General features: G+C 63.5%; 28 protein-coding genes. 11 read left to right on the forward strand and 17 right to left on the reverse strand.

What is annotated here, in order from left to right:
- The first annotated feature begins 183 nt into the window (after positions 1 to 183).
- The 3 genes from EPO61_04805 to EPO61_04815 all read left to right on the forward strand — a co-directional run bounded on the left by EPO61_04805 (position 184) and on the right by EPO61_04815 (position 2,483).
- Entirely contained in the window at positions 184 to 909 is a 726-nt protein-coding gene (locus tag EPO61_04805) for a hypothetical protein (GenBank protein TAJ10037.1), read from the forward strand.
- 297 nt (positions 910 to 1,206) lie between these two features.
- Positions 1,207 to 1,431, forward strand: coding sequence for a DUF1653 domain-containing protein (locus EPO61_04810; GenBank protein ID TAJ10038.1), 225 nt, complete (start codon positions 1,207 to 1,209; stop codon positions 1,429 to 1,431).
- A gap of 167 nt (positions 1,432 to 1,598) precedes the next feature.
- Positions 1,599 to 2,483, forward strand: a complete 885-nt coding sequence (locus tag EPO61_04815; GenBank protein TAJ10039.1) for a hypothetical protein — start codon at positions 1,599 to 1,601, stop codon at positions 2,481 to 2,483.
- A 22-nt stretch (positions 2,484 to 2,505) separates the two neighbouring features.
- On the opposite strand, the gene EPO61_04820 is transcribed toward EPO61_04815, so the two are convergent.
- Positions 2,506 to 3,003, reverse strand: coding sequence for an MEKHLA domain-containing protein (locus EPO61_04820; GenBank protein TAJ10040.1), 498 nt, complete (start codon positions 3,001 to 3,003; stop codon positions 2,506 to 2,508).
- An 85-nt stretch (positions 3,004 to 3,088) separates the two neighbouring features.
- Here EPO61_04820 and EPO61_04825 point away from each other — a divergent pair, with 85 nt between their 5' ends.
- On the forward strand, positions 3,089 to 3,730 hold the full coding sequence (locus EPO61_04825) for a CBS domain-containing protein (protein TAJ10041.1): 642 nt from the start codon (positions 3,089 to 3,091) through the stop codon (positions 3,728 to 3,730).
- Between the two features lie 81 nt (positions 3,731 to 3,811).
- Here EPO61_04825 and EPO61_04830 read toward each other — a convergent pair whose 3' ends face one another.
- Positions 3,812 to 4,612, reverse strand: coding sequence for a hypothetical protein (locus tag EPO61_04830; protein ID TAJ10042.1), 801 nt, complete (start codon positions 4,610 to 4,612; stop codon positions 3,812 to 3,814).
- Positions 4,613 to 4,751: 139 nt separating this feature from the next.
- Entirely contained in the window at positions 4,752 to 4,952 is a 201-nt protein-coding gene (locus tag EPO61_04835) for a hypothetical protein (GenBank protein ID TAJ10043.1), read from the reverse strand.
- 182 nt (positions 4,953 to 5,134) lie between these two features.
- On the opposite strand from EPO61_04835, the gene leuC reads away from it, so the two are divergent.
- Together leuC and leuD are read left to right on the forward strand one after the other, a co-directional pair.
- Positions 5,135 to 6,538 (forward strand): 3-isopropylmalate dehydratase large subunit, encoded by a 1,404-nt coding sequence (leuC, locus tag EPO61_04840; GenBank protein ID TAJ10044.1) that lies wholly within the window; start codon positions 5,135 to 5,137, stop codon positions 6,536 to 6,538.
- Positions 6,539 to 6,618: 80 nt separating this feature from the next.
- A complete protein-coding gene (leuD, locus tag EPO61_04845) occupies positions 6,619 to 7,242 on the forward strand; it encodes a 3-isopropylmalate dehydratase small subunit (protein TAJ10045.1) in 624 nt (207 codons plus the stop codon).
- A 162-nt stretch (positions 7,243 to 7,404) separates the two neighbouring features.
- Here the strand turns inward: leuD and EPO61_04850 are convergent, their stop codons facing one another.
- From EPO61_04850 to EPO61_04870, 5 genes are all read right to left on the reverse strand, one after another.
- Positions 7,405 to 8,307 (reverse strand): transporter, encoded by a 903-nt coding sequence (locus EPO61_04850; GenBank protein TAJ10046.1) that lies wholly within the window; start codon positions 8,305 to 8,307, stop codon positions 7,405 to 7,407.
- Between the two features lie 8 nt (positions 8,308 to 8,315).
- A complete protein-coding gene (locus EPO61_04855; GenBank protein ID TAJ10047.1) occupies positions 8,316 to 8,618 on the reverse strand; it encodes a hypothetical protein in 303 nt (100 codons plus the stop codon).
- Between the two features lie 38 nt (positions 8,619 to 8,656).
- Positions 8,657 to 9,373, reverse strand: a complete 717-nt coding sequence (locus EPO61_04860) for an alpha/beta fold hydrolase (GenBank protein TAJ10048.1) — start codon at positions 9,371 to 9,373, stop codon at positions 8,657 to 8,659.
- Between the two features lie 202 nt (positions 9,374 to 9,575).
- On the reverse strand, positions 9,576 to 9,836 hold the full coding sequence (locus EPO61_04865) for a hypothetical protein (GenBank protein ID TAJ10049.1): 261 nt from the start codon (positions 9,834 to 9,836) through the stop codon (positions 9,576 to 9,578).
- A 67-nt stretch (positions 9,837 to 9,903) separates the two neighbouring features.
- Positions 9,904 to 10,884, reverse strand: a complete 981-nt coding sequence (locus EPO61_04870) for a hypothetical protein (protein ID TAJ10050.1) — start codon at positions 10,882 to 10,884, stop codon at positions 9,904 to 9,906.
- A 784-nt stretch (positions 10,885 to 11,668) separates the two neighbouring features.
- Here EPO61_04870 and EPO61_04875 point away from each other — a divergent pair.
- A complete protein-coding gene (locus EPO61_04875; protein ID TAJ10051.1) occupies positions 11,669 to 12,445 on the forward strand; it encodes a hypothetical protein in 777 nt (258 codons plus the stop codon).
- Positions 12,446 to 12,739: 294 nt separating this feature from the next.
- Here the strand turns inward: EPO61_04875 and EPO61_04880 are convergent, their stop codons facing one another.
- From EPO61_04880 to EPO61_04890, 3 genes are read right to left on the reverse strand one after another with little or no spacing between them, the layout of a single operon-like run.
- Positions 12,740 to 13,897 (reverse strand): pyridoxal phosphate-dependent aminotransferase, encoded by a 1,158-nt coding sequence (locus EPO61_04880; protein TAJ10052.1) that lies wholly within the window; start codon positions 13,895 to 13,897, stop codon positions 12,740 to 12,742.
- A gap of 27 nt (positions 13,898 to 13,924) precedes the next feature.
- Positions 13,925 to 14,530 carry a hypothetical protein gene (locus EPO61_04885; protein ID TAJ10053.1) on the reverse strand — a complete coding sequence of 202 codons (606 nt, stop codon included), beginning with the start codon at positions 14,528 to 14,530 and terminating at the stop codon, positions 13,925 to 13,927.
- Positions 14,503 to 15,177 carry a histidine phosphatase family protein gene (locus EPO61_04890; GenBank protein TAJ10054.1) on the reverse strand — a complete coding sequence of 225 codons (675 nt, stop codon included), beginning with the start codon at positions 15,175 to 15,177 and terminating at the stop codon, positions 14,503 to 14,505. Before EPO61_04890 ends, EPO61_04885 begins: the two co-directional genes overlap by 28 nt.
- 129 nt (positions 15,178 to 15,306) lie before the next feature.
- Between EPO61_04890 and EPO61_04895 the strand changes: the two genes are divergently transcribed.
- Positions 15,307 to 15,534 carry a hypothetical protein gene (locus EPO61_04895; protein ID TAJ10055.1) on the forward strand — a complete coding sequence of 76 codons (228 nt, stop codon included), beginning with the start codon at positions 15,307 to 15,309 and terminating at the stop codon, positions 15,532 to 15,534.
- Positions 15,535 to 15,583: 49 nt separating this feature from the next.
- On the opposite strand, the gene EPO61_04900 is transcribed toward EPO61_04895, so the two are convergent.
- The 3 genes from EPO61_04900 to budA are packed head-to-tail and all read right to left on the reverse strand — an operon-like array spanning position 15,584 to position 18,685.
- Positions 15,584 to 16,162: a hypothetical protein gene (locus tag EPO61_04900; protein ID TAJ10056.1), complete on the reverse strand. Its 579-nt coding sequence runs from the start codon at positions 16,160 to 16,162 to the stop codon at positions 15,584 to 15,586.
- A 37-nt stretch (positions 16,163 to 16,199) separates the two neighbouring features.
- Positions 16,200 to 17,879 carry an energy-dependent translational throttle protein EttA gene (ettA, locus tag EPO61_04905; protein ID TAJ10057.1) on the reverse strand — a complete coding sequence of 560 codons (1,680 nt, stop codon included), beginning with the start codon at positions 17,877 to 17,879 and terminating at the stop codon, positions 16,200 to 16,202.
- A gap of 17 nt (positions 17,880 to 17,896) precedes the next feature.
- Positions 17,897 to 18,685: an acetolactate decarboxylase gene (gene budA / locus EPO61_04910; GenBank protein ID TAJ10058.1), complete on the reverse strand. Its 789-nt coding sequence runs from the start codon at positions 18,683 to 18,685 to the stop codon at positions 17,897 to 17,899.
- 169 nt (positions 18,686 to 18,854) lie between these two features.
- Here budA and EPO61_04915 point away from each other — a divergent pair, with 169 nt between their 5' ends.
- Both EPO61_04915 and cydB read left to right on the forward strand, forming a co-directional pair.
- Positions 18,855 to 20,207 carry a cytochrome ubiquinol oxidase subunit I gene (locus EPO61_04915; GenBank protein ID TAJ10059.1) on the forward strand — a complete coding sequence of 451 codons (1,353 nt, stop codon included), beginning with the start codon at positions 18,855 to 18,857 and terminating at the stop codon, positions 20,205 to 20,207.
- Positions 20,207 to 21,253: a cytochrome d ubiquinol oxidase subunit II gene (cydB, locus tag EPO61_04920; protein ID TAJ10060.1), complete on the forward strand. Its 1,047-nt coding sequence runs from the start codon at positions 20,207 to 20,209 to the stop codon at positions 21,251 to 21,253. The genes EPO61_04915 and cydB overlap by 1 nt, the downstream gene beginning before the upstream one ends.
- A 37-nt stretch (positions 21,254 to 21,290) precedes the next feature.
- Here the strand turns inward: cydB and EPO61_04925 are convergent, their stop codons facing one another.
- The 3 genes from EPO61_04925 to EPO61_04935 all read right to left on the reverse strand — a co-directional run bounded on the left by EPO61_04925 (position 21,291) and on the right by EPO61_04935 (position 25,327).
- On the reverse strand, positions 21,291 to 21,812 hold the full coding sequence (locus EPO61_04925; GenBank protein TAJ10061.1) for an antibiotic biosynthesis monooxygenase: 522 nt from the start codon (positions 21,810 to 21,812) through the stop codon (positions 21,291 to 21,293).
- A gap of 86 nt (positions 21,813 to 21,898) precedes the next feature.
- Complete coding sequence (gene alsS, locus EPO61_04930; GenBank protein ID TAJ10062.1) at positions 21,899 to 23,560, reverse strand: acetolactate synthase AlsS; 1,662 nt, start codon at positions 23,558 to 23,560, stop codon at positions 21,899 to 21,901.
- Between the two features lie 48 nt (positions 23,561 to 23,608).
- Complete coding sequence (locus tag EPO61_04935; protein ID TAJ10063.1) at positions 23,609 to 25,327, reverse strand: NAD-dependent malic enzyme; 1,719 nt, start codon at positions 25,325 to 25,327, stop codon at positions 23,609 to 23,611.
- Positions 25,328 to 25,376: 49 nt separating this feature from the next.
- Here EPO61_04935 and EPO61_04940 point away from each other — a divergent pair, with 49 nt between their 5' ends.
- Positions 25,377 to 26,744 (forward strand): MFS transporter, encoded by a 1,368-nt coding sequence (locus EPO61_04940; protein TAJ10064.1) that lies wholly within the window; start codon positions 25,377 to 25,379, stop codon positions 26,742 to 26,744.
- The last annotated feature ends 17 nt before the right edge of the window (positions 26,745 to 26,761 follow it).

Here is a 26,761-nt window from a genome sequence, read left to right on the forward strand (position 1 = left end):
GCACACAAGTCTTCCAGGCCTAATCTTCAGAATAAGACCTTGTGCCATACGACCTCCTCTGTTCGCCCCTGCCACACGTCTTCACGCCACCGGGCAGGGCCCCATCGCCGGACTCAAGTTTCACGCTCACTCGTCCGACAGTATAGCACTGGGGGTCTCATCCACTTGGAAAGGCTGACGATCGTGCACCGAGCGGCCCGTTTCGTGCGGTGGCATCTTGCTCCGCCGGCTCTCGTCCTGGGTCTGACCATGTGTTTCGCGGCGGCAACCGCTGTCGCCGCCCCGCAGGACGGGCGGGCGCTCCGTCTCACCATGAGCGATGGGAAGGTCGTCGAAGGCACCGTCCTCGACGGAACGCTGACCATCACGAATGCCTTCGGGTCCCGGCAAATTGACGCCGCAAACCTCCGTGCCTTGTCCCCCGCTGGGTTGATGCTGGATACAGGCCTGACATTGACCGGCAACGTGTCTATCGCGGCCGGCACCCTCCGCGTGGAAACGGAGCAGGGAGTCGTGACGATCTCGGGCCCGGCCTTGAGAATCGTCCAGGGGACCGGCACCTATCTGCCGCCAAGCAGCCCCGGCTCGATGCCCGGCAAGATCCAGGGCGATCCCCGGACGCTCCTCCTCGGCAAATGGCAGGACAGTAACGGACAGACGTGGGAATTCCTCAAGGACGGCACCGCCCTCATGGGCCAAATGACGGCGCGGTACCACGTGCCCGACGAGCGGCATCTCACAGTGGATGTCAACCTCGGCATCGGGATGATGGTCCCCGGCTCCCCGGCCGTGCTGTCGGGGCAGGGGCAGGGAATTGGGCGCCTGTACGAGATCGTCTCCCTGGATCAACAGCACATGACCTGGCATCTACAGGGCAATGAAATCACGCTGACGCGCATCCGCCGGTGACCTTTCGCGACCGGGCCGAGGCGGTCCGGAGAAAGGGGAGTCCGATGCTGACGACGCTCGCATCATTCCTGACGACCTGCTGCCCCGTCTGCCGATTCCGTTCCGGGAGTCCGCGCTTCCCGACACAGACCGACCGACTCCTGGCCCTGCTCTGCATTCATCCATTCGAATGCCGATCCTGCAATTTTCGGTATCACGCCCTCGCGTGGCGCACCTCGATACGGCGTTCGCTGTCCTTGAGAATCGCCTCGTCCCAATCTATGATACAGCGGTACAGGGAAATCGAGGGCGCGTACGATGATCCCACCGGGTCGATATCGTCACTACAAGGGCAAGGACTACGAGGTGCTCGGCAGCGCCACACATTCCGAGACGGAGGAGGAACTCGTCGTCTATCGCGCGCTCTACGGTGAGCGCGGCTTGTGGGTTCGCCCTGAGGCGATGTTCGTCGAGGAGGTCGTCGTGGACGGCCGCCGAGTCCCACGCTTCCAATTCATCGAAACGGATAACCAGACCAGGTAGCCGGCCGACCGCTGCCATTTCTTCCCCTTCCACCCGGGCTCATAACCTTCCGCCCCTTGCCGCTCATGGCCGCTTCTGGCACATCGCTTGCTTTTTATCCGATGCAGTTGCGTTGCCTCACTGATAAGGGGAATGTTCTGCCGAACCAAGGGGTCAGATGTGCCAGGATGGGCCGATTCCTGCCCATCGGTTTCGCGCTCCTAGCCCTGCTCTCGTTCCCGCTCGGCGCCCGGGGCGAAACCAAGCCGGCCGAACCGCAGAAGTCCTGGTGGGTGGAGCCGCAGGTCAACTGGTGGTTTCCATCCCTGCACGCCAAGTTTCTGAGTTCCACGGCGAATGCGCCCGGCACGGCGCTGAACCCGAACAGCGACTTGGGGATGAACACGACACGGAACTTCGTCTGGCCGTCCCTCACCATTCAGCCAGCCGATCGGCACCGGCTGATCCTGTCGTACCTGCCGATGCACTACGGGGGAGACAAGACCCTGACGCAAAACATCGCCTTTGCAGGACGGACGTTCGCCGCCGGATCAAGCCTGCATAGCGATCTGAGTTTCACCGACGCCTCCGCCACCTATGCCTACGATGTGGCCAGAGGCGCCGCGGGCAACTTCTATCTCGACGTGCAGGTACACTACCTGGATGTCGGCACCCGCTTGCAGGGAATTTCCGGGAGCGGCAAGGTGGAGGTTGAAAAACGGCTGCAGGCTCCGATTCCCACGATCGGCGGAGGCATCCGGACCGCCTCGGCCTATGGACTTTCGCTCGATGGGGATTTCAACATTTTCAAGCTCGGCATTCCCGGCTTCAAAGGCGAACTGATCGACAGCCAGGTCGGAGTCAAGCTGGACCCGCTCGCCTGGGCCAAACAGAATCCCGGCCGCATCTGCAACCCCTTCGCCCCCTCGATGTGCTTCACCCCCGAGGCTGACCGGGTGGCGCTGACCGGCGGGTTCCGCTACTTCCGCGTCCTGGAGCGCGACACGAAGGGGACGACCCAGTTGGACTGGCTTCAGAAGGGGCCCTACGTCGGGCTCAGCATCCGGTTCTGAGTCCACCTCGGAAGCCAGACGTTCAGCCAGATCCGGAGCGGCCGCTTGACGTCAGGAACGTCCAACGGGAGAAGGTCGCGGCTTGGCCCTGCTTCTGACCCGTTTCATCCGCCACATTCCACACCAGCGCGTTCTCGACCAAGAAGCGCCGACCGGTTCGGGAAATGCGGACGCCCCGGTAGTCGTCAATGAAGCCGCGCGTCGCCGCCTGCGCCAACATCCGTTCACGCTCCGCCCGGTTCTCCGGCTCCGCCGTGAGCCGCGAGGGCGTGCGGGAGAAGGCCTCCCAGTCCATCTCCCAGAGCTCCAACGCGATCCGGTTGCCGTAGTTCAGCGCCGGGTCCGGCTCGATGCCGTGCGACACCACCACAAAGGGCGCCGCAAACAGCCGCGCCGCTTGCGTTTCGACCGTTCCGCTCCGCTCGATCAGGTCGCGCCCGGTCCAGCGGCGAAAACTGTCCAGCAGCAGTTGCGCCCAAATAATCTTGGCCGACTCCATCCACCACTCCTTGGGGGTCATTCCTATAGCTCCCGCAAATGTTGGGGGGGCCAACCTACGACAAGTCCGAGGCTCAAGTTCATACCCTTCTCTGCCGACACGAGAGATGGAGGGGAAGGAGGCTTCTATGCCCGTCATCCTGGCCGTCAATGGAACCGTCGAATCCTACCAGCCGAGGTCCGATGGACGTCGGCCGAAGGTGCCCCGTCCCGCCCGCCGCGAGCACGAGGATGAGGCGCAGTCCGATCAGGAGCAAGCTCCAGACCAAACCGTGACGGTCTTAGCCGCGCGGCAGGCTTATGCGCAAGTCGGTTCGCCACAGGCCAGAAAGCCGGCCGTCCTGGCCCAGGACATCATGAGCGCCCCCGTGCAAACGCTCCGACCGGACACGTCGCTGAAAGAGGCCTGGGCCTTGATGAAGACCCAGGGCTTCCGCCACCTCCCCATCGCATCAACAGACGGAACGCTGGCGGGCATCATCTCGGATCGGGACTTGCTGCGCTACTCCAGCCTGCTGGAGAACCATGCGCCCCAGACCGTGCAGCAGACCGTCGCCACGATCATGGCCACGCAGGTGCTGACCGCAACACCCACGACGGAGATTCACGAACTCGCCCGCGTGATGCTGGCCGAGCGCATCAGCGCCCTGCCGGTCATCGACAACCACCACCGGCCCATCGGGATCGTGACGATCAGCGACATCCTGCGCTGCGTGATGCTCCGCGCGCCACTCGAATTGTGGACATAGCCCATCGCGATCCGTCGCTCGTATCTCGTGAAGCGTATCTCGCAATCCGACTCAGCGGCGTGACGAAAGGCGTGGGCGGCTTCACTGAGGCGCGGCGCAGACGGCTTGCGGAGCCGGCTCGGTCACCATCTTGTCGTATTGCGACCGGCCGGGAGTCCCTTTCACACCCCAGACCTCGTTCAGCACCTCGGGCGTGTACCGGTTCAAAAACTGGACCGTCAAGTAAAGCTGGTAGGGATCGTGGCTGGACTCCAGGATCTTCCGTTGCGCGGCCCGATCGTCCGGGCCGGCGGCGGCGGGGTCGGTCTTCCAGGACGTCACCTCCTGGATGGCCTTGACGAGCTGGGCATAATCGGGGTTGAGGTCGCTGTAGAGTCCCTGCTCATGCTCGACTCCGCCGGAGTCCTCGTAACGACCCTTCCTATCGTGTTTGAGAAAGACCAGGCTCCTGAGCGAGCCTTGCCGGTGGGCCTTCCACCAGCAAGGTGACTGGATCGCAAAAACATAAATTTGCTTCGGGAGCGGAGTCGTCTTCCCGCCGGGAAGGGGCTTGAGCACCCGCTCGCTCTTCGCCTCTTTCATGGCCCGATCGAAGAGCACCCGGGGAAAGGACAGGCCTTTGGGATCGTCGGCCTTCGCCGGCATGTGCTTGGGGATCGGCTGGTCCAGCGGCAAACGCACCTCGACGATGCTTTCCGCCTGAAAGACCTTGTCCGCCAGCGTCATCCGGATACCGCCCTCGCCGAGCGCGGCGGGCGGAGACGCGAGCAGGAGGAGAGCCCATCCCATCGCACCCATCGCACCGCCCGGCAGGCCGAGACGCAGCCGACCGGCCGTCGGGACCGGCTTTGATCGCGAACCGCTGTCAGGCACCCCGCTCATGGGGAACCACCGTACAGAAAAATTGGATGGAGTGCAATCACCGGAAATGATTGGGGAGAAAAAGAGTTGGCGGTGATCAGTATTCAGTCCTCAGTTTCCGGAACTGCCGACGGAGAACTGTTTACTGAAAACTCCCTCTTCACGCTTCACGCTTCACGCTTTTGCGGCGGGGCACAAACTCGTCCGCCACCACCCGGCAGACGCAGAAGAACACCTGTCGTTGCTCGGCCCGAACCCGCACGATCATCGAGCCGCAAGCGGGGCAGGCGGGAGGCAGGGCCTCCCGCTGGATGGTCCAGCGCGGGATCGTGATCAGATCGAAAGAGATGGGCCTGCTCATATCTGTTCCATCGGACGTCCAGCGCAAAACTTGAGTCTTCCGTGACGGCCCGCTTCGCCCGGCGATTCTCCCGGATGCAGATTCGATAGGAACATTGGTATAATAGGCGTCCGATTGCGGACCGAGACCGAGTATCGGCCGGCATCCATAATTCATAATTGCCGGCTGGCAAGGAGTGTGTCATGGCAGCGAAAACGATGTTCGAAAAGATCTGGGACGCCCACGTGGTGCGGGCGGAAGCGGACGGGACCACGCTCCTTTACATTGACCGCCACCTCGTCCACGAAGTCACGTCGCCGCAGGCGTTCGAGGGCTTGAAGCTGGCCGGCCGCGCGCCCCGCCGCCCCAAGACCGTCCTGGCCGTGCCCGACCACAATATCCCCACCACGGACCGGCGGCTGGGCATCGCGGACCCGATCAGCGCCAAACAGATCGCCACGCTCGAAGAGAACTGCAAAGACTTCGGCCTGACCCTGTTCGGGATGCACGATGTCCGCCAGGGCGTCGTGCACGTCATCGGACCGGAGCAAGGCTTCACGCTGCCGGGCATGACGATCGTCTGCGGGGATTCGCACACCTCGACCCACGGCGCCTTCGGCGCGCTGGCCTTCGGCATCGGCACCAGCGAAGTGGAACACGTGCTGGCCACCCAATGTCTCTTGCAGAAGCGCCCCAAGACCATGATGATCCGCGTGGACGGCGTCCTGTCGAACCGCTGCTCGGCCAAGGACATTATCCTGGCCATCATCGGCAAAATCGGCACCGCCGGCGGGACCGGGTACGTCATCGAGTACGCCGGCCCGGCCATCCGCGCGCTGACCATGGAAGGTCGCATGACGCTGTGCAATATGTCCATCGAAGCCGGGGCCCGCGCCGGCATGGTCGCGCCGGACGAGCAAACCGTGGCCTACATCAAGGGGCGGCCCATGGCGCCCCAGGGAGCCTTGTTCGACCAGGCCGCGAAATCCTGGCTGGAACTGCGGACAGACCCGGGGGCAACCTACGACCGCACCGTCGAACTGCGCGCGGAGGAGATCGCCCCGCAAGTGACCTGGGGCACCAGCCCCGGCATGGTCACCGGCGTGGACGGCACCGTGCCGGACCCGAAGACCATGCAAGACGAGAAACTCCGCCAGGCGACGGAACATGCCCTGGCCTATATGGCGCTGACACCGGGCACGCCCATCACGGAGATCGCGATCGACAAGGTTTTCATCGGCTCCTGCACCAACGCGCGCATCGAGGATTTGCGCCTGGCGGCCGGCTTCGCCAAGGGCAAGAAGGTAGCCAAGAGCGTGCAGGCCATGGTCGTCCCCGGATCGGGTCTGGTGAAACAGCAGGCCGAGGCCGAAGGGCTGGACCGGATTTTCCGGGAGGCCGGGTTCGAGTGGCGCGAGGCCGGCTGCAGCATGTGCCTCGCCATGAACGCCGATGTCCTCCAGCCGGGCGAGCGTTGCGCCTCCACCAGCAACCGGAACTTCGAAGGACGGCAGGGCAAGGGAGGGCGCACCCATCTGGTGTCGCCGGCCATGGCGGTCGCCGCCGCGGTCGAAGGACACTTTGTGGATATCAGGACCTGGTCCTAAAAACGCGGACTGATGACCGGCATGACTTCGCAATTCATCATGCATCGTTCATCGTTCATCATTATGGCCAAGGATTAATCATGCAAGCATTCACAACATTGACCGGCCTGGTCGCGCCGCTGGATCGGCTGAACGTGGACACGGACCAGATCATTCCCAAGCAGTATCTCAAAACCATCAAGCGCACGGGGTTGCGCGAGGGGCTCTTCTTCGACTGGCGGAGCAAGAAGGACGGATCGCCGGACCAGGATTTCTTCATCAACCAAGCCCGATATCGGGACGCGACGATCCTGCTCACGCGCGACAACTTCGGCTGCGGCTCCTCGCGCGAGCATGCGCCCTGGGCCCTGCTCGATCAGGGGTTCCGTTGCATCATCGCCCCCAGTTTCGCCGATATCTTCTACAACAACTGCTTTCAGAACGGCATCCTGCCGGTGGTGCTGACGGCGGAGGAAGTGCAGGCGCTTTTCCAAGGGGTCAAGGCTACACCAGGGTACCGGCTGACCGTGGATCTGGCGGCCCAGACCGTCAGCACCCCGGACGGAACGCGTTACCGCTTCGACGTGGATCCGTTTCGAAAGGACTGTCTGTTCAAGGGACTGGATTCGATCGGGCTCAGCCTGCAGCACGAACCGGCCATCACGGCCTACGAACGTCGGCGCAAAGCCGAAGCCCCCTGGCTGTTTACCGACCTGTCGGCCTGATCGCATGGATCGGGTGACGCTGGCCGCCGATTACTCCGAGCAGGACGTTCAAAAAGGCTGTCCAGCGAGGCCGCAACGAGCGAAAGGCCGAGGCGTACTTTTCTTGTACGTCGAGGACTTGAGCGATGCGAGAACGAAGCTGGCAGGCTTTTTCAACGTCCGTTAGAAGCCGTACGCGATCCCGACCGAGAGGGCGTAGGCAGGCGCCCCGTCCGACAGGCCGATCTGCGTGGACCCGTTCAACGACCAGCCTCCCGACAACGTATAGTTGGCTGCGAAGAGAAAATCCTGCGGGGCCTGATAACCGGCCAGCAGGCTGCGGTAATATTCATAGTACCCGCTGACCAAGAAGTCTTTGGTGACGTAGTAGCCGATCCCCACGTCGTAATACCACTGGTTCCTGAGATCCACGCCGGGCGGCTTGCCGATAATCGTATACCCCGCATCCGCGAACGACACCCACTTCGCACCCATCGTTTTCGTCAACTCGATACCCACGCCTTCGTCCGGCTCCCCGGTGCCCAACCCCTTGTTGGCGTCGGCCGTGGGAATCTTCAACCGCCCGGTCACGGCGATCGTCGGGATCCAATCTTTGCCATCCATGAGATAGTACCGGCCCCGCAATACCACGTCGCCCAACCCGCTGTTGGTGACGATCGGATCGGGCGTCGCCGGGTCGCGCTTGCGCCGGCCCCGTTCCGGCGTGGGAGCGCCGCATTGATGGTTGGTGCGGTTCGGCACGCCGCTGAGCAGCGTGACGGAACAGTCGCCGGTCACACTGACATAGGGCACCACCAGGGTGATGTCGCCGTCTTTGAACAGGCGCTGCAGGCTGAGGGGCGCGTACCAGATTGTGGTCTTGGACCCGGCTCCGTAATCGCCGCTGGAAAAGTTCGGCGTCAGCGATACCTGCCAGGTCGTATCGTCGGCATGGACCGGCTCGCCAGGGCGGGACTCTTCAGCTTGCACGGGACCTGGCAGGAGGCAGAGGCCCAGGCAAGCCAGGAACGCGCAGGCGACGCGGCGACGGGCGACGGGCAGGATAGGCTCCGACGTTGTCGGCATGGGAGGGATCAGCGGTGGAACCGCTCGGGACGGTGCGGCCGTTCGGGACGGGCGGGGCGGTCCGGCCGGCTGTCGCGCGAGGACTCTTGTTTCGCGTCCGCCTCTCGTTTTTCGGCCGGCACGTCCTTGCTTCCGCTTTGCGGTTCCTGCCCTTCCTTCAGCTGGGCGCTTTCGCCCGAACTGGACGCCTGGCGATCCCCGGCCTGGTCCCGCTCGCTGCTCTCCAACGCCCCCTGCGCATAGGCATGGGGTCCGGTCGCAAGGAACAGGGCCAGCGCAAGCACCGCCGACCTGATGGGCAAAACGTTCATCGTTTCACACCTGACGCGCAAGCCCTCAGCCGCCCGGCTTATCCGGCCAAGACCGTTCGAAGAAACGTGCTCAGTCGGTTGAGGACCGCCTCGGGAATCTCGTGCCCGCCCCGAAAACTGTTCCAGTCTACCACCATTCCGGCCCCTTTGAGGAGATCGCGCAGCCGTTCGGCTTGGCTGAACGGAAGCAGGGGATCTTGGCTGCCGTGACTCTGCAGAACCCGGAGTCCCTTCCGCTTCGGCATCAGCGGCTCCCATTCCCGTTGCGACACCAGCGTGCCCGAGAGCAGGACCAACCCGGCCAGGGGCCTGGGGCTCCGCAGCGCCACATCACAGGCCAACATGGCGCCCTGCGAGAAACCGCCCAAGACGGTCTTCTTCGGATCGGCCCCTCCTCGGTGGTCGAGATCGTGCAAGAGGGCCAGGACCTTCTCGCGGGCTTCGGCCAGACCTTTGGGCACTTCGTGCGAAAGGTCGCGGGGGCGCCCGGCTTCACGGTCCTGGGTGATCCGGTCCAGGTCCAGCATCCACCAGGCCCGGGACTCGCCGAATCCCATCGGCAAGGACAGGGGACCGACCGGAAAGAGAAACCTGGTCCCGCGCGGCGCATCCAGATACTGCCAGAGCGACACCAGGTCATCGCCCGGGGCGCCAAACCCATGCAACAGGATCACGACCGGACCGTTGCCGCCTCCATGACCGTCCGCGCCCCCGGTCAGGCGGACGGTGAGCCCGCCCATAGTCTCTTGCCTCATAGCGTGTTGCCTTGGATGGTGATTAACCTATCCATGTCGCCAGCCACTTCATCATGCGCAGCCAGGAAAAACCAGGTTGCTGGGGTCAATCTTTCAAGGACGTTCAAACAGGCTCTATCGCACCCACCCCGCATGCGTCGAAACGCACGCCGCTTCCGTGGCGCGACCGAGAACATCGCTGGAGGCCTTTTTCAACATCCGCCTATTTCGTCCAGCGGTTGTAGAAGAAGGCCCAGCAATAGCCGAACAGCCAGGCGCCGACCAGCATGATCAGGAGATCGCCCAGCAGCCTCGCGATGCCGGGCCGAGCGGGAAGCAGCGAGGCGACGTCCGCCCCGAAAAACTGCGCGTTGAAAAAATAGACGAAGAAGGCCGGGGCGACTTCCCGCAAGCCGATCAGAACAACGAACAGACCCGTGGCGGTCAGCGTCAGGGCGTTGGCAAACGGGATGGGGCGGATCATGGCATCACGCAGCTCCGGCTGTCATGGTAGGGGAATCGTGGAGAAGAATGCAAACCACCGGCGCCGGTCAGCGCACGGCCGCCGCGTGGCGCGGATCGAGCGGCGGCACGCAGTATCGTTGCCGCAGGCTCGCGACAGGCTCCTCCGCAACGGCCCAAAAGTCCCAATCCGGTTCGAACAGGTCCACCCTGGTGTCGGACCCGCGCGCCCAGGCGACCCAGAACTTCTCCGGGTCCATGGCGCCCCGTGCCGATCCGGCAAACTTGTTGATCTCGATACCCAGGTGCCAACTGAAAATCACCGGCAGGATGTGGCCCTCCATCGGCAGCTTCGGGTGCATCCCGGCCGTAAAGGTCGACACCAGGATCTCCCCTTGCGGCGAGGTATCGTAGCCGCTGAGCACGTGCGTCGAGTCATGGGGTCGCGCGAACGCGGCATTGACTCCGCGCGGATCGCCGGGAAACGCATAGCCATTCGCCTTGTAGATCCCCCAATAGGCCCGACCGAAGGAGCCTTCCGGCAACCTTCCCAACGCCTCGTGCCGCGCCGCGAGCGCCGGATCCGCGCGCCCTTCTTGGTATGGCAGGATCAAGGCCATGACATCGTTCTCGTCGCGCCACGGTTGATCCCACAGGCTCTTGATATTTTGGCGCGTCATGTCGGCCAAGGCCCAGCTCAGCCGCCCGCTGATCGCCGCCTCGAGTTGTCTCAGATAATCCTCCTGGCTGCCGAGCGCCGCGGCATAGTCCAGCGCCAACGCAACCTTGCCTGCGTCCAGAGTTCCGTCCACGAGGGCCGTCACGGCCAGGAACCGCGCCGCCATCGTCCTCGACGGCGGTTCCGACAGGACCGAGCCGAGGTCCGGCGGGGTGATCGGCGACAGAGCATCCGCGTCGGGAGCATCGGCGAGACGGAACAGATGCCGCGCCGTGGCCTGAATCGAGCGGCGGCCTGCGTCGGTCAGGGGTTGCCGGTTCCCAGCCGTGACCACTTGACCCATGGCGCGGAGAATCGCTCCCGCCTGCTCGACGGTGACGGCGATCAGCATGATCCTGTCCGTTTCACGATGGACACAGCCTGCGGAGCGATGTTACGAAGAACGAGCCGCCCGGGACTGAGGCGAGGGCGCCTTTCGAGCCGGCCTGAAGCGGAAGAAGCGGCGCTTGCAGGATTGGCACCGGAAGACATAGAGGCCCACCCGCCGCAGCACACTCTTCAAGATCAGGCGCCGATTGGAGATGCCGCCCGGCCCGCCACACCTGGGGCAAGCGGCATCAAACTGTTGGGCGGCGGCACGAAACATGGCTTGCGTCCCGAAGGTCGCTCCCTCGACCACCGCACCCCGACGGATTCGGCCAGTTTCCGCTTTCCTCCCGGCCGAGTCAACTGGCCGATCTGACTAAGACTGGGTGATGAACGGCGAGCAGTGGGGTGAAGAAGTCGGTGTGGCGCACCCTTCGCTCCCGCACCTCCGCGATGGCACCCCTTCCACGCCGTTCGAACCGGAATGGCCTTCCGGTATTCCCGCCGCCATGATCTTCGATCATGTTGCGTTGGTCAGTACCGGCTTTCCGGCCTCGAACGGCGGGCGGGGACCCCGCCGCTCCGGTGAAGTCCGCTCCAGAGCGCGCCACACCTCCACGTCTGCACTTAAAAAAGAGAGGGTTAACGGGCACAGGTCGCTTCACAAACCTGTGCCCTCACAGGGTAGCTTCGCTCTATTAGTATTCACGATTGTTTAATTGCTACAGGCTACGGAAAACCGCTACCATTGGGCACCATCTCACCAGAGGTGCGCTATGGTTAAGCCTTGCTTGTGCAAGGAATGTTGGATGTTTATCTGTCGTGCCCTAGAAGAGACCTGCAAGGCTCTCGATTGGAAAAATAAAGGGGCCTACATCCTCTCTGCATTCCTCGCGGTTCCCATTGCATGGTTTTATTTATGGTTCTTTGGTCAAGGCAAAGTTGTGTTTGGAGAAATGAATACTGCTGCGGCTTATATAGGTGCCCTCGCCACTATTGCCACATTCTTCTTCATAGGAAATCTAGTGCGGGTGCCCTTCTTGATTGTTCGCGAGAAAACTAAAGACATTGATGATTTGACACAAAGGAATGCCTTACTGGAAGACAAACTAAAACCTCGCTTTTCATTTCTATACGATCGCGATAATTCGTCATATCGTCATGAGGGCACACATTTTAAGCTTGCGAGAATAGGGGTATTTAATGAGAGCTATGGAGAGCCATTGACGGATGTACACGTAAATTTGAAACGAGTTGCTGTTTGCCTCAGCGCAGAAGGGAAGTTGCCTACCCCGCTACATTTCAAGGGAGATAACAAGGCAGACAATGACCCGAGGCCATACAAAACTTCTGCAGACATCAATCCAAGGGATGAACTCTTAGTAGATGTCGCGCAGTGGCAATGGGATGGTCAAAATCTACCGAAGATTCTTTTTCCGAGCGTTGAGGCGCAAATATATGGTGACCCCGGCATATATGAATTTGAGATTGTAATCCAAGTCACAGCTAAGAACTCTGCTGATTGCATGGTGACATATAAGACTGCACTCGATGGCACAAAGTTCATACTCAAGCGGATTCCGTAAGCCGACTAACTCCTGAATCCATCTAATAGGCGGAGACACCTCGTGAGGGCACAGGTTTGTGAAGCGACCTGTGCCCGTTAATCTCTTTTTTAAACCCGGCTGGAACGGATGCGTGCTGAGGCGAGCGGCTTGGCGGGAAACTGCCTGTCGGAAGCGGAGAGGACGCCGCTTGCCGGACTCTTCTATTCCTATGAGGCAAGCGGCCAACGGTCGGGTTGAAGGAAGCTGCCCGGGATCAACGCATCGAGCCGCCGCCGAACGCAGGCGCCATTCGTCAGCCGCGCCATCCGAATCTTATTGAAGCTTTTCGATTCTTCGACAGGCTTCGTCCAGGACTGCGTCGGTCTTCGCGAAGCAGAAGCGCATGAAGCGCCGGCCCGTGTCGCCGGAGAAGAAGGCTTCGCCCGGCACACCGGCCACACCGGTCTTGTCCAGCACGTGCATCGCCCGCTCCTTGCTCGTCGTACCCGGCAAACGGGAGACGTCGGCCAGCACATAGTAGGCCCCCTGGGGGACGGAGGGAGGCAAGCCCGCCTGCTTGAGCGCTTGGCAGAACCGGTCCCGCTTGCCCTGATAGTCGCGGGCAAGACCGTCGTAGAAGGATCGTGGCAGCTCGTTGATCCCCACCGCCACGCCGTACTGCAGCGGCGCCGGCGCGCAGACGTAGAGCAAATCGTTCATCGCGCCGATCGCCTGCGCCCACTTGGCATCCGCCACGCTGTAGCCGATCCGCCAGCCGGTGATGCTGAACGTCTTCGAGTAGCCGCCGATGGTGATCGTCCGTTCCGCCATGCCGGGCAGGGTGGCGAAGCTGCAATGTGTCCGTCCGTCGAAGAGGAAGTATTCGTAGATCTCGTCCGTGAAGACAAACACATCGTGCCGGTCGGCGAACGCAGCGATCCAGTCCAGTTCGGTCCGGCTATAGACCTTGCCCGAGGGATTGCCCGGCGTATTGACGATAATGCCTTTGGTGCGCGCCGTCACCGCGCGATCGAGATCGGCCGGCGCAAACGTCCAGTCGGGGGGCCGCATCGGAACGAACTTGGGGACAGCCTCGACCGCTACCAGGGCGTGGATGTGGTAGGCATAGAAAGGCTCGAAGACGAGGACCTCGTCGCCGGGATTCAGCAGCGCCAGACAGGCGGCATGAAAGGCGCCGGTGGCACCGGCGCTGACCGTGATGTCGGTCTCAGGATCGGCCCTCATCCCGTTGTACCCGGCCAGCTTGTGCGCAAGGGCGGCCCGCAACTCGGGCAGCCCGTCGTAGCGGGTATAGGTATTGAAGCCCGCCTCGATCCCGCGTTGCGCGCCCTGCAGCACCGTCCGGGGCGCGGGAGTGTCGCAGACCCCCTGGGCCATGTTGAGCCCCTTCACGCGATCGCAGGCAATCGTCATGGCGCGGATTTCCGCTTGCGACAATCCTTCCATCCGTCTGCTCAACTCACGCGGCATGCCTGCCTCCCATGGCTTCTGCGTCCGTCAGTTCTGCGATTCCCGCGCCTTCGGTTTCACTTTCATCCTCCGCCACTCCCAGGGCGGGACCGGCTCCGGATCGGCCCAGAGGCCGCGCTGCGCCGCATGGGCCTCGGCCTCCAGGAGCGGGAGCGCATCGTCGCCCTGGTACCGTCGGGCCCACCAGCAGAGACCGGCGCGAACCAGCTCCTGATTGAGGACGCGGCCGTCCGGCAGCGTCACCGACCCAGCCAGCCCCTCGGTCCCAGGCCCCTCCTCCTTGACCGTCACTTCCTGATTGAGCGCCAGTTGCGCGGCATGGCGCTTGGCCTGCTTTCCGTAGGGCTGCTTGAGTTCGGGGCAATCGATCCCGGCCAGTTGCACCGGCCGAGCCATCCCTTCCCGCATCACGGTGAGCGTATCCCCGTCGGTCACGTTCACGACCAGTCCCGTGAAGCGCCGCGCGTTATCCTCGCCGGCCGGGGATGGAGCGGACGCCGACGGGGTTGCGCAGCCGCCCAGCGCCAGCCCCACCAGCACCCAGCAGGCGCGCCGGCCGATCCGGCCGGCCTCCTTGCGCCGGGCACCGGCTCGGCAAATGCGGCTCATGACGGCTCGGGGGCTTCCCACCATTTCGACAGGTGCACGTGACGCCGCGCCGGGTAATCGGCATAGTGGGACACGTCGTTGAAAAGCATCAGACGCGCGCGGATCGGGTCCTTGAAGTCCACCACGTTCAGGCAGGCCGGAGATTGGTCCATCCGATCGCGGTACCCGCGCGCGTCGAAGCCGAGCAGGCTGCTGAGGATCAGCCGCAAGGTCGCCTTGTGCGAGACCACCAGGACGTTGGCGCCGGCATGCCGCACGACGATGTCCCGGACGACCGGCAGGGCCCGCGCCATCACGCTCACCCCGGACTCGCCGCCGGCCGGGGCGAAAGTGAAGGGGTCGGCCTCCCAGGCTGCATACTCGTCGGGAAACTGCGACTCCACCTCTTTGCGCGTGAGGCCCTCCCAGCGGCCGTGGTTGATTTCGCGCAGCCCGTCGCGGGGGATCGGCGCGAGGGCATGGGCGCCAACGATGATGGCCGCGGTTTCCAGGGTGCGCTTCATCGGACTGGCATAGACCGCCGCCAGTTCGGCCCCGGCCAGTCGTTCGGCCAGCCGTTCCGCCTGTGCGCGCCCCTCGTCGGACAGTTCGACGTCCGTCGCGCCGGCGAAGCGGTCTTCCGCGCTCAGCACGGTGGCACCGTGGCGGACCAGAAACATTCGTGTCGTCACATGACCTCTTTGCTCGTCGGGCACCAAGTTCCCGTGCCATGATCGCCGGGCCGTATTTCCATGTCAAGGATCGGGGAGCCGGTTTCAGTATTCGGTATAATGGCACGAATCGCAGTTCAGGAGGCGGCAATGAAACAACTCTGGTGGCCGACATGGCTCTGCCTTGCGGTACTGGCCCTGTCGGGCTGCAATGGGAGCAAGGCCGACGAGCTTCTGGATACCGCGCAGTTCGAGGAGAAGCAGAACAACCGGGACCATGCCCGGCAACTCTACGAAGAGATTTTGCGGGACTATCCAAAGAGCGAGGCGGCGCGGAAAGCGCAGGACCGGCTGGACCGGATCAAGGCAGACCGTTGAGCGGGAAGCGAGGGCGGAATCGTGCCCGGTCGGGACAGGGTATCCCGGCTTATTCGCCCGACAACTCTTTCTGTCTCGCCTTGCGGCGGCGGCGCTGTTCGTCCTCGATGCCCATCTGCTCGATCGGGCCGATCGACTGCAGCGTCGGGACCTCGGATTTGAACTTCAGAGACTCGGCCTGCCGCTTGAGTTGCTCCCGCTGCCCGGCCAGTTGATTCGCCTCCGAGTTCAGGCCCTCCAGCCGCCGATTGACCTCGTTCAGTTGCCGATTCACCTCCGCGCCCCCGCTGGAGATCTGGGCTTTGTCGAAGGCACATTGGGCCGGGCTCGTGTAAGAATACCCTTCGCCTGAAGCATAGCCCCCGGTCTCGCAAGCCTTGCTGTACGAGGCCCGCTCTTCGCTGTTCCGTCCGGCCTCATTCAAAATCCGCTTGCGCTCCCTTTCCAGCTCCTGGCGTTTCGCCTGGCTTTCGGCCAGTCTGGACTCCACGTCTTGCTGCTCCTTGAGCACCGAGGAACTGTCGTTGGGCGGTTGCGCCGGAGTCCCGTCCCCGGCCAGAGCCGCGACGCCACCCCAGAACGACACCGCGCAGACCGTCATCAGAGCCAGGCCGAGTTGTTTGGTCATGGGATCACCCTCCTGCCTTATTGGCCCCGCCCTTCCGTCACTTCGTCAATTTCCGATAGCGAATCCGGTGGGGCTGGTCGGCTTCCTTGCCCAGCCGCTTCTTGCGGTCGGCTTCATATTCGCTGTAGTTGCCCTCGAACCAGGCGACCTTGCTCTCGCCTTCGAAAGCCAGAATGTGGGTGGCGACCCGGTCCAGGAACCAGCGGTCGTGGCTGCTGACGACGGCGCAGCCGCCGAACCGCTCGAGCCCCTCTTCCAGCGCCCGAAGGGTATTGACGTCCAGATCGTTGGTCGGCTCGTCCAGGATGATCAGGTTGGCCCCCTCCCGGAGCATGCGCGCCAGGTGCACCCGATTGCGCTCGCCGCCCGAGAGATCCTTGACCTTCTTCTGCTGCTCCGTGCCGCCGAAATTGAACTTGCCGCAGTAGGCCCGCGAGTTGACCTCCGACTTGCCCAGCTTGATCGTGTCGGACCCGTCCGAGATCACTTCCCAGACCGTCTTCTTGGGGTCCAGGGTCCGGTCCTGATCCACGTAGCCCAACGTGACGGTCTCGCCGATGCGCAAGGTTCCCGCGTCCGGCTTCTCCTTGCCCACGATCATCCTGAACAGGGTGGTCTTGCCCGCCCCGTTGGGTCCGATGACGCCGACGATCCCGCCCCTGGGCAGGTTGAAGTTCAGACCGTCGAACAGCAATTTGTCGCCGAAGGCTTTGGTCAGCCCCTTGGCCTCCACCACGATATCCCCCAGGCGCGGGCCCGGCGGAATGTAGATTTCCAAGTCGTCCGCCGCTTTTTCGTTCTCCTGGCTGAGCAAGTCCTCGTAGCGTTGGATGCGGGCCTTGCCCTTGGCGTGCCGGCCTTTGGGGGACATGCGGATCCACTCCAATTCCCGCTCCAGAGTCTTGCGCCGCCGGGACTCGGCCTTTTCTTCTTTTTCGAGCCGCGCCTGTTTCTGTTCCAACCAGGAGGAGTAGTTGCCTTCGAAGGGGATGCCTTGGCCCCGGTCCAGCTCCAGAATCCAGCCGGCCACATTGTCCAGAAAATACCGGTCGTGCGTCACGGCGATCACCGTGCCCTTATATTGTTGGAGATGTTGCTCCAGCCATTGCACGGACTCCGCGTCCAGATGGTTGGTCGGCTCGTCCAGCAACAGAATGTCCGGCTCCTGGATCAGGAGCCGGCACAAGGCCACCCGCCGCTTTTCGCCGCCGGAGAGCTGGTCCACCTTCGCATCCGGCGGGGGACAGCGCAGCGCGTCCATGGCGATTTCGAGCTGGTGTTCCAGCTCCCAGCCGTTGGCCGCCTCGATCTTCTCCTGGAGCTGGCTCTGCTTCTCCAACAGCTTGTCCATTTCATCGGGGGTACAGTCGCCCAGCTTGTTGCTGATCGTTTCATAGTCCTTCAGCAGTGTGACCAGCTCCTTGCGGCCCTCTTCGACCACTTCCTTGACGGTCTTGCCCGCCTCCAGTTGCGGCTCCTGCTCCTGAAGCCCGACCGTGTAGCCCTTCGACATGGTGATCTCGCCCAAGTAATCCTTGTCCAGCCCGGCGATGATCCGCAGGAGCGTGCTTTTGCCGGACCCGTTCAACCCGAGGACGCCGATCTTGGCCCCGTAGTAGAAGGAGAGGTAGATGTCCTTGAGGACCTGCTTCTTGGGCGGGTAGACCCGGCCGACTCCGATCAGGGAAAAAATAATCTGCTTGTCGTTGGTGCTCATGGATTCTTCAGTGTCTCCTATCGATCCTTTTCCGCCCGTTCGATCGCTTCTGCCTGATCCTTGCCCAGATCCGCGTCCAGGAAGTCGCCGCAGTCCGGCACTTCCATGTGCAGATCCGACGTCACGTCGATCTCCACCGTCGCGTCCCTCATGCGAAAATCCAGCACATGGCCGCCGGTGGTCCGCTCTCCGTTGAGGAAGTGGACATGGTAGCCCGGCACGTTCACGCCCTGGGCATAATCGGGGAAGCGAAACCCCACCAAGGTCCCGCGCAGCCCCTCATGGACATAGACCGGCTGATGCTTGGCCACCTCTACGAGCGGCGGATAGGGCTTCTCCTGCCGGGGCACGGTCCGCACCTTAATATAGTCGAAGACCGCCCGCACTTTCACCGCGTAGAAAATGTTCTTGCTGGGCACGGCCTTGTCCACGGCCTGTTGAAAATGGGCCCAGTCGGTCAGCTCCTCCCACAGGACCTTGACCGTCGGATCGAACCGCATCACGACCGCGAAGGGGGTCTTGGCGGAAGCCGCGACCGGGTAGGCCTTGCCGTCCACCTTCATCTGGTAGAACGTCCCATCAAACGCAATCATCTCGCCGTCGAGCGCATTGAAGGTGCCGAGCCCGAAGTCCCCGTGCTTGGCCAACTCTCCGTAGGTCACCTCGCCGTCGTAGACTCCCTCCATCAAGGCTCCGATGGTCGAGGTCTGGAACAGTTCATGGGCCTGATGCGAATCGTGATGGAACAGATCGCCCTGCTGCCGATGGGCGCGAAAGGCTTTGATAAACACGTCGTCAATTGCCATGGAAGGGCTCCTCGGCTGCTTCAGGGCTTGTAACACAGATCGAAACGGCCGCACAACTGTTCGGCCCGGCATTTGACGCGCCACTACGCCGGTGCTAGCATCCCCCACCGGCGCAATCCATACGCCGGCGGCCGTCACCCTCAACCCTCTCCTGCTTCCAGAGAGCCTTATGGCCAGCGCCCTGCTGTATGACCGCCTGCAATTCGCCTTCACGGCGACCTTCCATTACCTCTTTCCCCAACTGACCATGGGCCTGGCGCTGCTGATCGTCTACTTCAAGAGTCGCGCCCTCTGGACCGGCGACGACCATTACCACCGGGTCGCGCGCTTCTGGATCAAGATCTTCGCGATCAGCTTCGCCTTCGGCGTCGTCACCGGCATCCCCCTGGAATTCCAGTTCGGCACCAACTGGGCCAGGTTTTCCAACTATGCCGGCGGGGTCATCGGCCAGACCCTCGGCATGGAGGGGCTCTTCGCCTTTTTCCTGGAATCCTCGTTCCTCGGCATTCTGCTGTTCGGCGAAGAGAAACTGGGGCCCAGGGTCCATTGGGTCGCTTCGGTGATGCTCTTCCTCGGCTCCTGGCTCTCGGGATGGCTCATCATCGCCACCAACGCCTGGATGCAGCACCCGGTCGCCTACCGCGTGGCCGAAGACGGGACGCTGCACGTCACGAGTTTATGGGGGCTGTTCACGAACGACTGGCTGCTCTGGCAATACCCGCACAACATGGCGGCATCGGTCGCCACCAGTGCCTTCGTCATGGCGGCCGTCGGCGCCTATTACCGGCTCTCGGGCAGCCATGACCTCTACGCCAGGACCTTCCTGCGCACAGGCCTGGTCGCGGCCGCCATTGCCAGTTTCCTCCTCCTGTTCCCGACCGGACACGAAGCGGGCAAGCAGGTCTTTACCTATCAGCCCGCGACCGGAGCCGCCTTCGAAGGCGTGTTTCACAATGAGACGGGAGCCGGCATCGTCCTCGTCGGCCAGCCCAACATGGACACGCTGACCATCGACAATGCCATCACGGTCCCCTGGGCCCTCAGCATCCTGGTCTATCAGCGGGCCAAGGCCGAGGTACGAGGGCTGGATACCTTTCCCCGGGATACCTGGCCGGACAACGTGCCGTTGCTCTACTACGCCTACCACATCATGATCGGGCTGGGCACGCTCTTCGTCGCCGTCACCGGAACGGCCCTGCTGTGGCTCTGGCGGGGCAAGCTCTTCGACTGTCCCTGGCTCTTGTGGGTCCTCATGTTGAGCGCGCCCTTTCCCTATATCGCCACCACGGCCGGCTGGATGACCGCGGAACTCGGCCGCCAGCCCTGGCTCGTCTATGGATTGCTCCGGACGTCGGACGGCGCCTCGCCCCTCGTCAGCTCCGGCAACGCGCTGTTCACCCTGTTGGGATTCATGGGTCTCTATACGCTTCTGGGCCTGCTCTTTCTCTTTCTGATCTTCGACACCATCAATAAGGGACCGGCCAAGGCGCCGCATCCCCGGCCGGCGACAGGAGACCGGTGATGGAGACTCTGTGGTTTGCCATCGTGGCGCTGATGCTGGCGATCTACGTCGTCCTGGACGGATTCGATTTCGGAACGGGCATCGTCTACCTCTTCGTGGCCCGCACGGACATGGAACGGAGGACCGTCTTGCAGGCTATCGAACCGGTCTGGGACGGGAACGAAGTCTGGCTCATCGCCGGCGGAGGCCTGTTGTTCATGGCCTTCCCCCGGGTCTACGCGGCCGGGTTCAGCGGATTTTACCTGGCGCTCATGCTCGTGCTCTGGCTGCTGATTCTGCGCGGCATCTCGCTGCCCCTGCGCTCGCACCTGGCCAACCCCCTCTGGCGGACGTTCTGGGATTGGGTCTTCGCCGGCGCAAGCCTCCTGCTGGCGATCGTGTTGGGCGCGGCGCTGGGCAACCTCATCCGCGGCGTGCCGCTGAATGCCGAGGGCTACTTTTTCGCCGCGCTCTGGACGGACTTCCTGCCAGGCCCCGCGCCGGGCATCCTGGATTGGTACACGCTGCTGATGGGGTTGGAGGGGGCGGCGATCCTCACGGTGCATGGGGCGAATTATCTGGCGATGAAGACGGAGGGACCGGTCCGCGATCGGGCCCGGTGCGTCGCGGCGCTGGGCCAATGGGCCGTTGTCACGCTCACGCTGGCTGCGATCCTGGCCATCCCCCTCGTGCAACCGGGCCTGCGCCGCAATTACGATGCGCACCCGGTCGGGTATGGCTTGCTCCTGCTGGCCCTGGGTTCGCTGGCAAGCCTGTTCTACTGGCGCCGGCGGCAGCAAGATGTGGCGTCGTTCCTGGCGTCCGGCCTCCTGATTCTCGGGTTGCTGGGCAGCACGGCCTGGGGGCTCTATCCGAACCTGCTGATCTCGACCGTCCATCCGGCGCACAGTCTCACCATCTCGAACGCCGCCGCTTCCCGCGAGAGCTTGCAGACGGGGCTCGGCTGGTTCCTCGTCGGCTTCAGCCTGGTCGTGGCCTATTCGGTCTACGTCTACCGCTGCTTTTGGGGAACAGTGGATGCGGCCTCAGGCGACGAGGAGTCGTGACTGGCGACTCGCCCGCCACCGTCAGGCTCGTCTGGTTTTAGGCTGCCTGCCGATACAGCCAGCCGGAAAAGAGGCGCGTGACCGCTCCGACGAGTAGGTAGTCCACTGAAACGACCGAGACCACGACCAGCACCAGCGTATGGATCGGATGCGGCAATGTCCGCAGCCAGGGGCCGAAGATCAATTGGAACACCATCAGGACGCAGTAGAGGGAACCGATGACCAGGAACGCCATCTTATGCTTCGGCGGTCTGGACGCAGGGGTAAACCAGAATTCCAGCCCCGCCGTCCGTTCGACTTGCGGCTCCCCCTCGATCAAATCTCGCGATTGCTCCAGCCACTTCCGACGCTCGGAAGATTCTTCCCACTCCCTGAGGTTAGCGTACCGGTCAAACCGACAGATAACGACGTACTCAGGGCGGGCCGGGTCAGACGGACGGATCACATCCACCCCCAACAGGCCTTGAAGCCCGGTCGCCTTGCCGGTGAAGGCGTCCAGCCAGGCCTCAAACCGGTCTTCTTGCCCCCTGCGCACTAGACGTTTAATGATGAAAGTCACGGGATTGTTTCCGTGACCAGCCGGATCGGGTGAGCCCTCCATGTGCCTACCTTTCTTTTGGTTGGCTTCCTGTGTCATCAGGGGGGTCAATGCATGGCCGAGGCATCCATCGTCTGCACCAACTGCGCATTATCCCGGTAATCGATCGGCATCTCGATCAGCGCCGGCCCTTCGCAGGCCAACGCCTTCTTCAACATGGGCGCAATCTGGTCGGCGGCGCCGATCCGGAACGAGGCGGCGCCGAAGGCCTCGCCCAGCGTGACGAAGTCCGGGTCGCCGAAGGTCGCGCCGAAGATCCGGCCATAGTCCCGTCTCTGCAGCGTCTGGATCAGATTGTAGCCTCCGTCCTTCCAGATGACGTGCACGATGGGCAATTTCAACCGGACCGCCGTCTCCAGTTCCATGCAGGTCATCAGGAAAGACCCGTCGCCAGAAACGGACACCACCTTCTGTCCCGGCCTGGCCAGGGCCGTACCGATCGCCCAGGGGAGCGCCACACCCATGGTCTGATGGCCCATGCTGAACAGAACCCGGCGGGGCTCGTAGCTGAAAAAGTAGCGCGCCATCCAGATCTCATGCGCGCCCGTGTCGCAGGTGACGGTCACGTCGTCCCCGATCGTCTGCCGGAGATCGTGGATGAAGCGGAGAGGATGAATCGGCGTGCCGGACAGCGTCGCGCCCTTCGCCTGCTCGTCCAGTAGAACCTTTCGCGCAGCCGCCACTTCGGCCCATTCGCCTGCCGCGGAGAGACGCAGCCGTTCTGATAGGCCATCCAGGTTGCGGGCGATGTTTCCCGGCAATTCCACCGAGGGCCGATAGGCCCGGTCCACGGTACAGGGGATTTCATCCAGGTGAATGATCTGCGCCCGGCCCGAAACGTTCCAGGCCGTGGGATCATATTCCACCGTGTCGTAGCCGATGGTGAGAATAACATCGGCCTTCTGGAGGACGAGGTCCCCGGGCTGGTTACGGACATAGCCGACACGTCCGACAAACCGATCCACCAACTCGCGCGGCACGACCCCGGCCGCCTCGAAGGTGCCGATCACCGGCAGGGGGTGCTTGCGAATCAAGCGGCGGACGGCAGCCGCCGCCGAGGAACGACTGGCGCCGACGCCCAGGAGGATCACCGGGAATGTGGCCGTACTCAGGAGCGCCGCCGCCCGCTCCAAAGCCTCGGCTGCCGCGGCGCCCGGACTCGGAGACTCAACGGCGGGGATCGGCTTGGCGGTGACGGCCGACTTGGACACGTCCACCGGCATCGAGATGTGGACGGCACCGGGGCGCGGACGGGCGGCGATCCGGAAGGCGTTCGCGACGATCTCCGGAATGCTGTCGGGCTCTTCCGCTTCAACACTCCATTTCGTGATCGGCGCGAAGAGGTTGACCGTATCCACGTTCATGTGACTCTGCTTGAACCGCATCCCGCGCGGCACCTGCCCGGTGATGATGACCAGCGGGTCCCGGTCCTCCGTCGCGGTGGACACGCCGCAGACCGCGTTGATCAACCCGGGTCCGGAGGTGGTCAGGACCACGCCCGGTTTGCCCGTCACCCGCCCCCAGGCCTGGGCCATGAAGGCGGCGCCGGTCTCGTGGCGGCAGACGATGAATGTCGGCCCATGGTCCGCCAACACATCCAGGATCGGCAGCACCGCCCCGCCGGGCACGCCGAAGATGTACTCGACGCCCTGCGCCTCGAGCGACTGCACCAGCAACTCCGCACCGTTTCGCGCTGCGCTTAATTCCATTTCCTCACCTCATCCAAGTTGCAAGCCGCAAACCGATTGACGTGCATCCTAGGCCGATCGTTTTGTCAACCGGGCATAGCGCGGCACCCACATGCGCTGCTCCACGAGCCGGGCGATTTCATCTGCCGACGTCCGCTCGGCCACGCCGGCCTTCTGGGCCTCGGCGGCGACCGCCAGCGCGATGCGCCGCGACACCTTGCGGATGTCTTCCAACGACGGCAGCAGCGGCGCATCCGGCTTCGTCAGGGCCGGCGAGCCCTCCGCCAGCGCAAGCGACGCGGCCATAAACATGCCGTCCGTCACCCGGCGCGCCTTGGCGGCCAGGATGCCGAGGCCCAGGCCGGGAAAGATATAGCTGTTGTTGCATTGGGTGACGGGGATCGTCCGGCCCTTGTAGGCGATATCGGCGAAAGGACTGCCGGTCGCCACCAACGCCCGGCCCTCAGTCCAGGCGAGCAGGTCCGCCGGAGTCGCTTCGCAGCGCGAGGTCGGGTTCGAGAGCGGGAAGATGATCGGACGCGGGACGCCGCGGGCCATCTCGCGCACGACGCCCTGGGTGAAGGCGCCGGGAACGCCGGACACTCCGATCAGGATGGTGGGCTTCACGTTCTTGACGACATCCACAAAACCGACCTGCCCGGCCTGCGCCAAGGTCCAGCCGGACCAAGCCGCGCGGGGCTGGACGAATTTCTGCTGGAAGGGGAGCAGGCCCGTGAGCCCTTCGCGCAAGAGGCCCGGCCGGTCGATCAACCAGAACCGGGAACGGGCCTCCGCCTCCGACAGCCCTTCCCTGACCATGGCCGCGCAGATCTGCTCACTGATCCCGCAGCCGGCCGATCCGGCGCCGAACGTCACCACGCGCTGGTCACGGAGCGGGGAGCCGGTGACTTTGACGGCCGCCAGCAAGGTCCCGGTCGTGACCGACGCGGTTCCCTGGATATCGTCGTTGAAGGTGCAGAGCTGGTCCCGGTACCGGTCCAGCATGCGGCCGGCGTTCGCCTGGGCGAAGTCTTCCCATTGCAACAGGACGTTGGGGAGCTTGCGTTTCACCGCCTGGACGAAGGCGTCCACGAACTCGTCATACTCCTGCCCGCGCACCCGTTCGTGGCGCCACCCCACATACAAGGGATCGCGCAACGCCTCGGCGTTGTTCGTCCCCGCGTCCAGAATGATAGGCAGCGTCCGGGCCGGATGGATGCCGCCGCACAGGGTATAGAGCGACAGCTTGCCGATGGGAATACCCATGCCGCCGGCCCCCTGATCGCCCAGGCCGAGAATCCGCTCCCCGTCGGTCACCACGATCACGTCCACGTCCCGATAGGGCCGGTTGTCGAGGATGCGTTCGATGTCCGTCTGTTCGGGAACCGATATAAACAAGCCGCGCGGCCGCCGGTAGATGTGACTGAATTGCTGGCAGGCGGTGCCGACGACGGGGGTGTACACGATAGGCATCATCTCGGCGACGTGTCCCAGCAACAGGGCGTAAAAGAGCGTTTCGTTCTCATCCTGCAGCGCCCGCAGAAAGATATGCCGCTCCAGGTCGGTGACCTTTTGCTGGTAGGCCTGATAGGCCCGCTCCAACTGGACCTCCAGCGTTTCTTCATGGGGCGGCAGCAGCCCTTGCAGCCCCAGCTCGCGCCGCTCTTCGAACGTAAAGGCCAGGCCCTTGTTCAGGAACGGCTGCTCCTCGAGCGTCTGGCCGGTCAGGGAAGAGACCAGGACTTCCTCGCCGGTTTTCGGGTCACGAGTCGGTTGAATCTCGATCATTACATTCCTCCATGCAACGGCAGCATACCGCAAGGACTGGTTTGAATCCATGAACTCCTGTCCTCGTTGCTTTTCCCGCTGCGTTTCCGATAAGAGAACAGGGGCTCGTTCACCATCCTGCACGAGGAGCGACGCAAACGGTGCGGTGCCTGTGAGTCAACTCCATTCCCACGGGTCGCCCTGGCGCGCCCTCTCCCACCGCAACTTCGCCCTGTTCCTGGCCGGACACGGCATCTCCGTTTGCGGCACCTGGATGCAAAGCCTGGCCCAGGCCTGGCTGGTCTGGCGGCTGACCCATTCCCCCTTTCTGCTGGGGCTCGTGGAGTTTCTGAACCGAGCACCGATCTTGTTCCTCGGCGTGTTCGCCGGACTCGCGGCGGACCGCTGGCCCCGTTACCGCCTGATGGTCATCGCCCAGATGCTGCTCATGGTCCTGGCCGGCACGCTGGCGGCGCTCACCCTCAGCGGGACCGTCACGGTCGGCTGGATCATGGGGCTGGCCTTTCTCCAAGGACTGGTCTACGCGCTGGAAACACCGGTGCGGCAGACCTTCATGACCGACCTGGTGCCGCGCGCCGACATGCCCTCGGCCATCGGCTTGAACTCGTCCATGTTCAATTCGGCGCGCGTCATCGGCCCCTCGATCGCCGGGCTGCTGGTCAGCCAGGTCGGCGAAGGGATCTGCTTTCTGATCAATACGGCCAGCTTCCTCGTGATCCTCGGCTGCCTGGCGGCCATGCGCCTTCCTCCGCCGCAGCCGGGCGCGACCGCCGGGTCGCTCGGGCTGCTCCGCGAAGCCTTCGGCTATGCCTGGCGGACCCCGCATGCCCGCGCTTTGCTGCTCCTGGCCCTGGTGTTGAGCGTCGCCGCCATGCCCTATACGACGCTCCTGCCTGTGTTCGCCGCCGAGGTGCTGGACACCGGGCCCAACGGGCTGGGACTCTTGATGGCCGCGACCGGGGTCGGTGCCCTGACCGCGGCGCTCCGGCTGGCCAGACGCAGTACCTTGCTGGGGCTCAAGACCTCCATCGCCAAGGCCGTGACCCTGTTCGGATCGGGCCTGCTGGCCCTGGCCCTGAGCCAGACCCTGTGGCTCTCCATGCTGATCCTGGTGGTCGTCGGGTTCAGCATGGTCAGCAGCCTGGCCGGCACCAACACGATGCTGCAAAGCCTGGCGCCAGAAGGCATGCGCGGGCGGGTGGTCAGCCTGTATACGACGGCGTCGTTGGGCTGCACGATCTTCGGCAGTCTGCTGGCCGGCTCCAGCGCCAACTATTTTGGCGCCCAGGCCACGGCCGCGGCGGGCGGAGTCCTGACGCTGATCGCGGCCCTGATCTTTTGGCGCGCACTGCCGGCGATCGCCAAACACTTGCAGGAACATCAGCTCCTGCCGCCCGAGAACGTGCCCGCCGGTTGAACCGTCCGGACAGGCTT

Source organism: Nitrospirota bacterium, from assembly GCA_004296885.1.
Lineage (GTDB): Bacteria > Nitrospirota > Nitrospiria > Nitrospirales > Nitrospiraceae > SYGV01.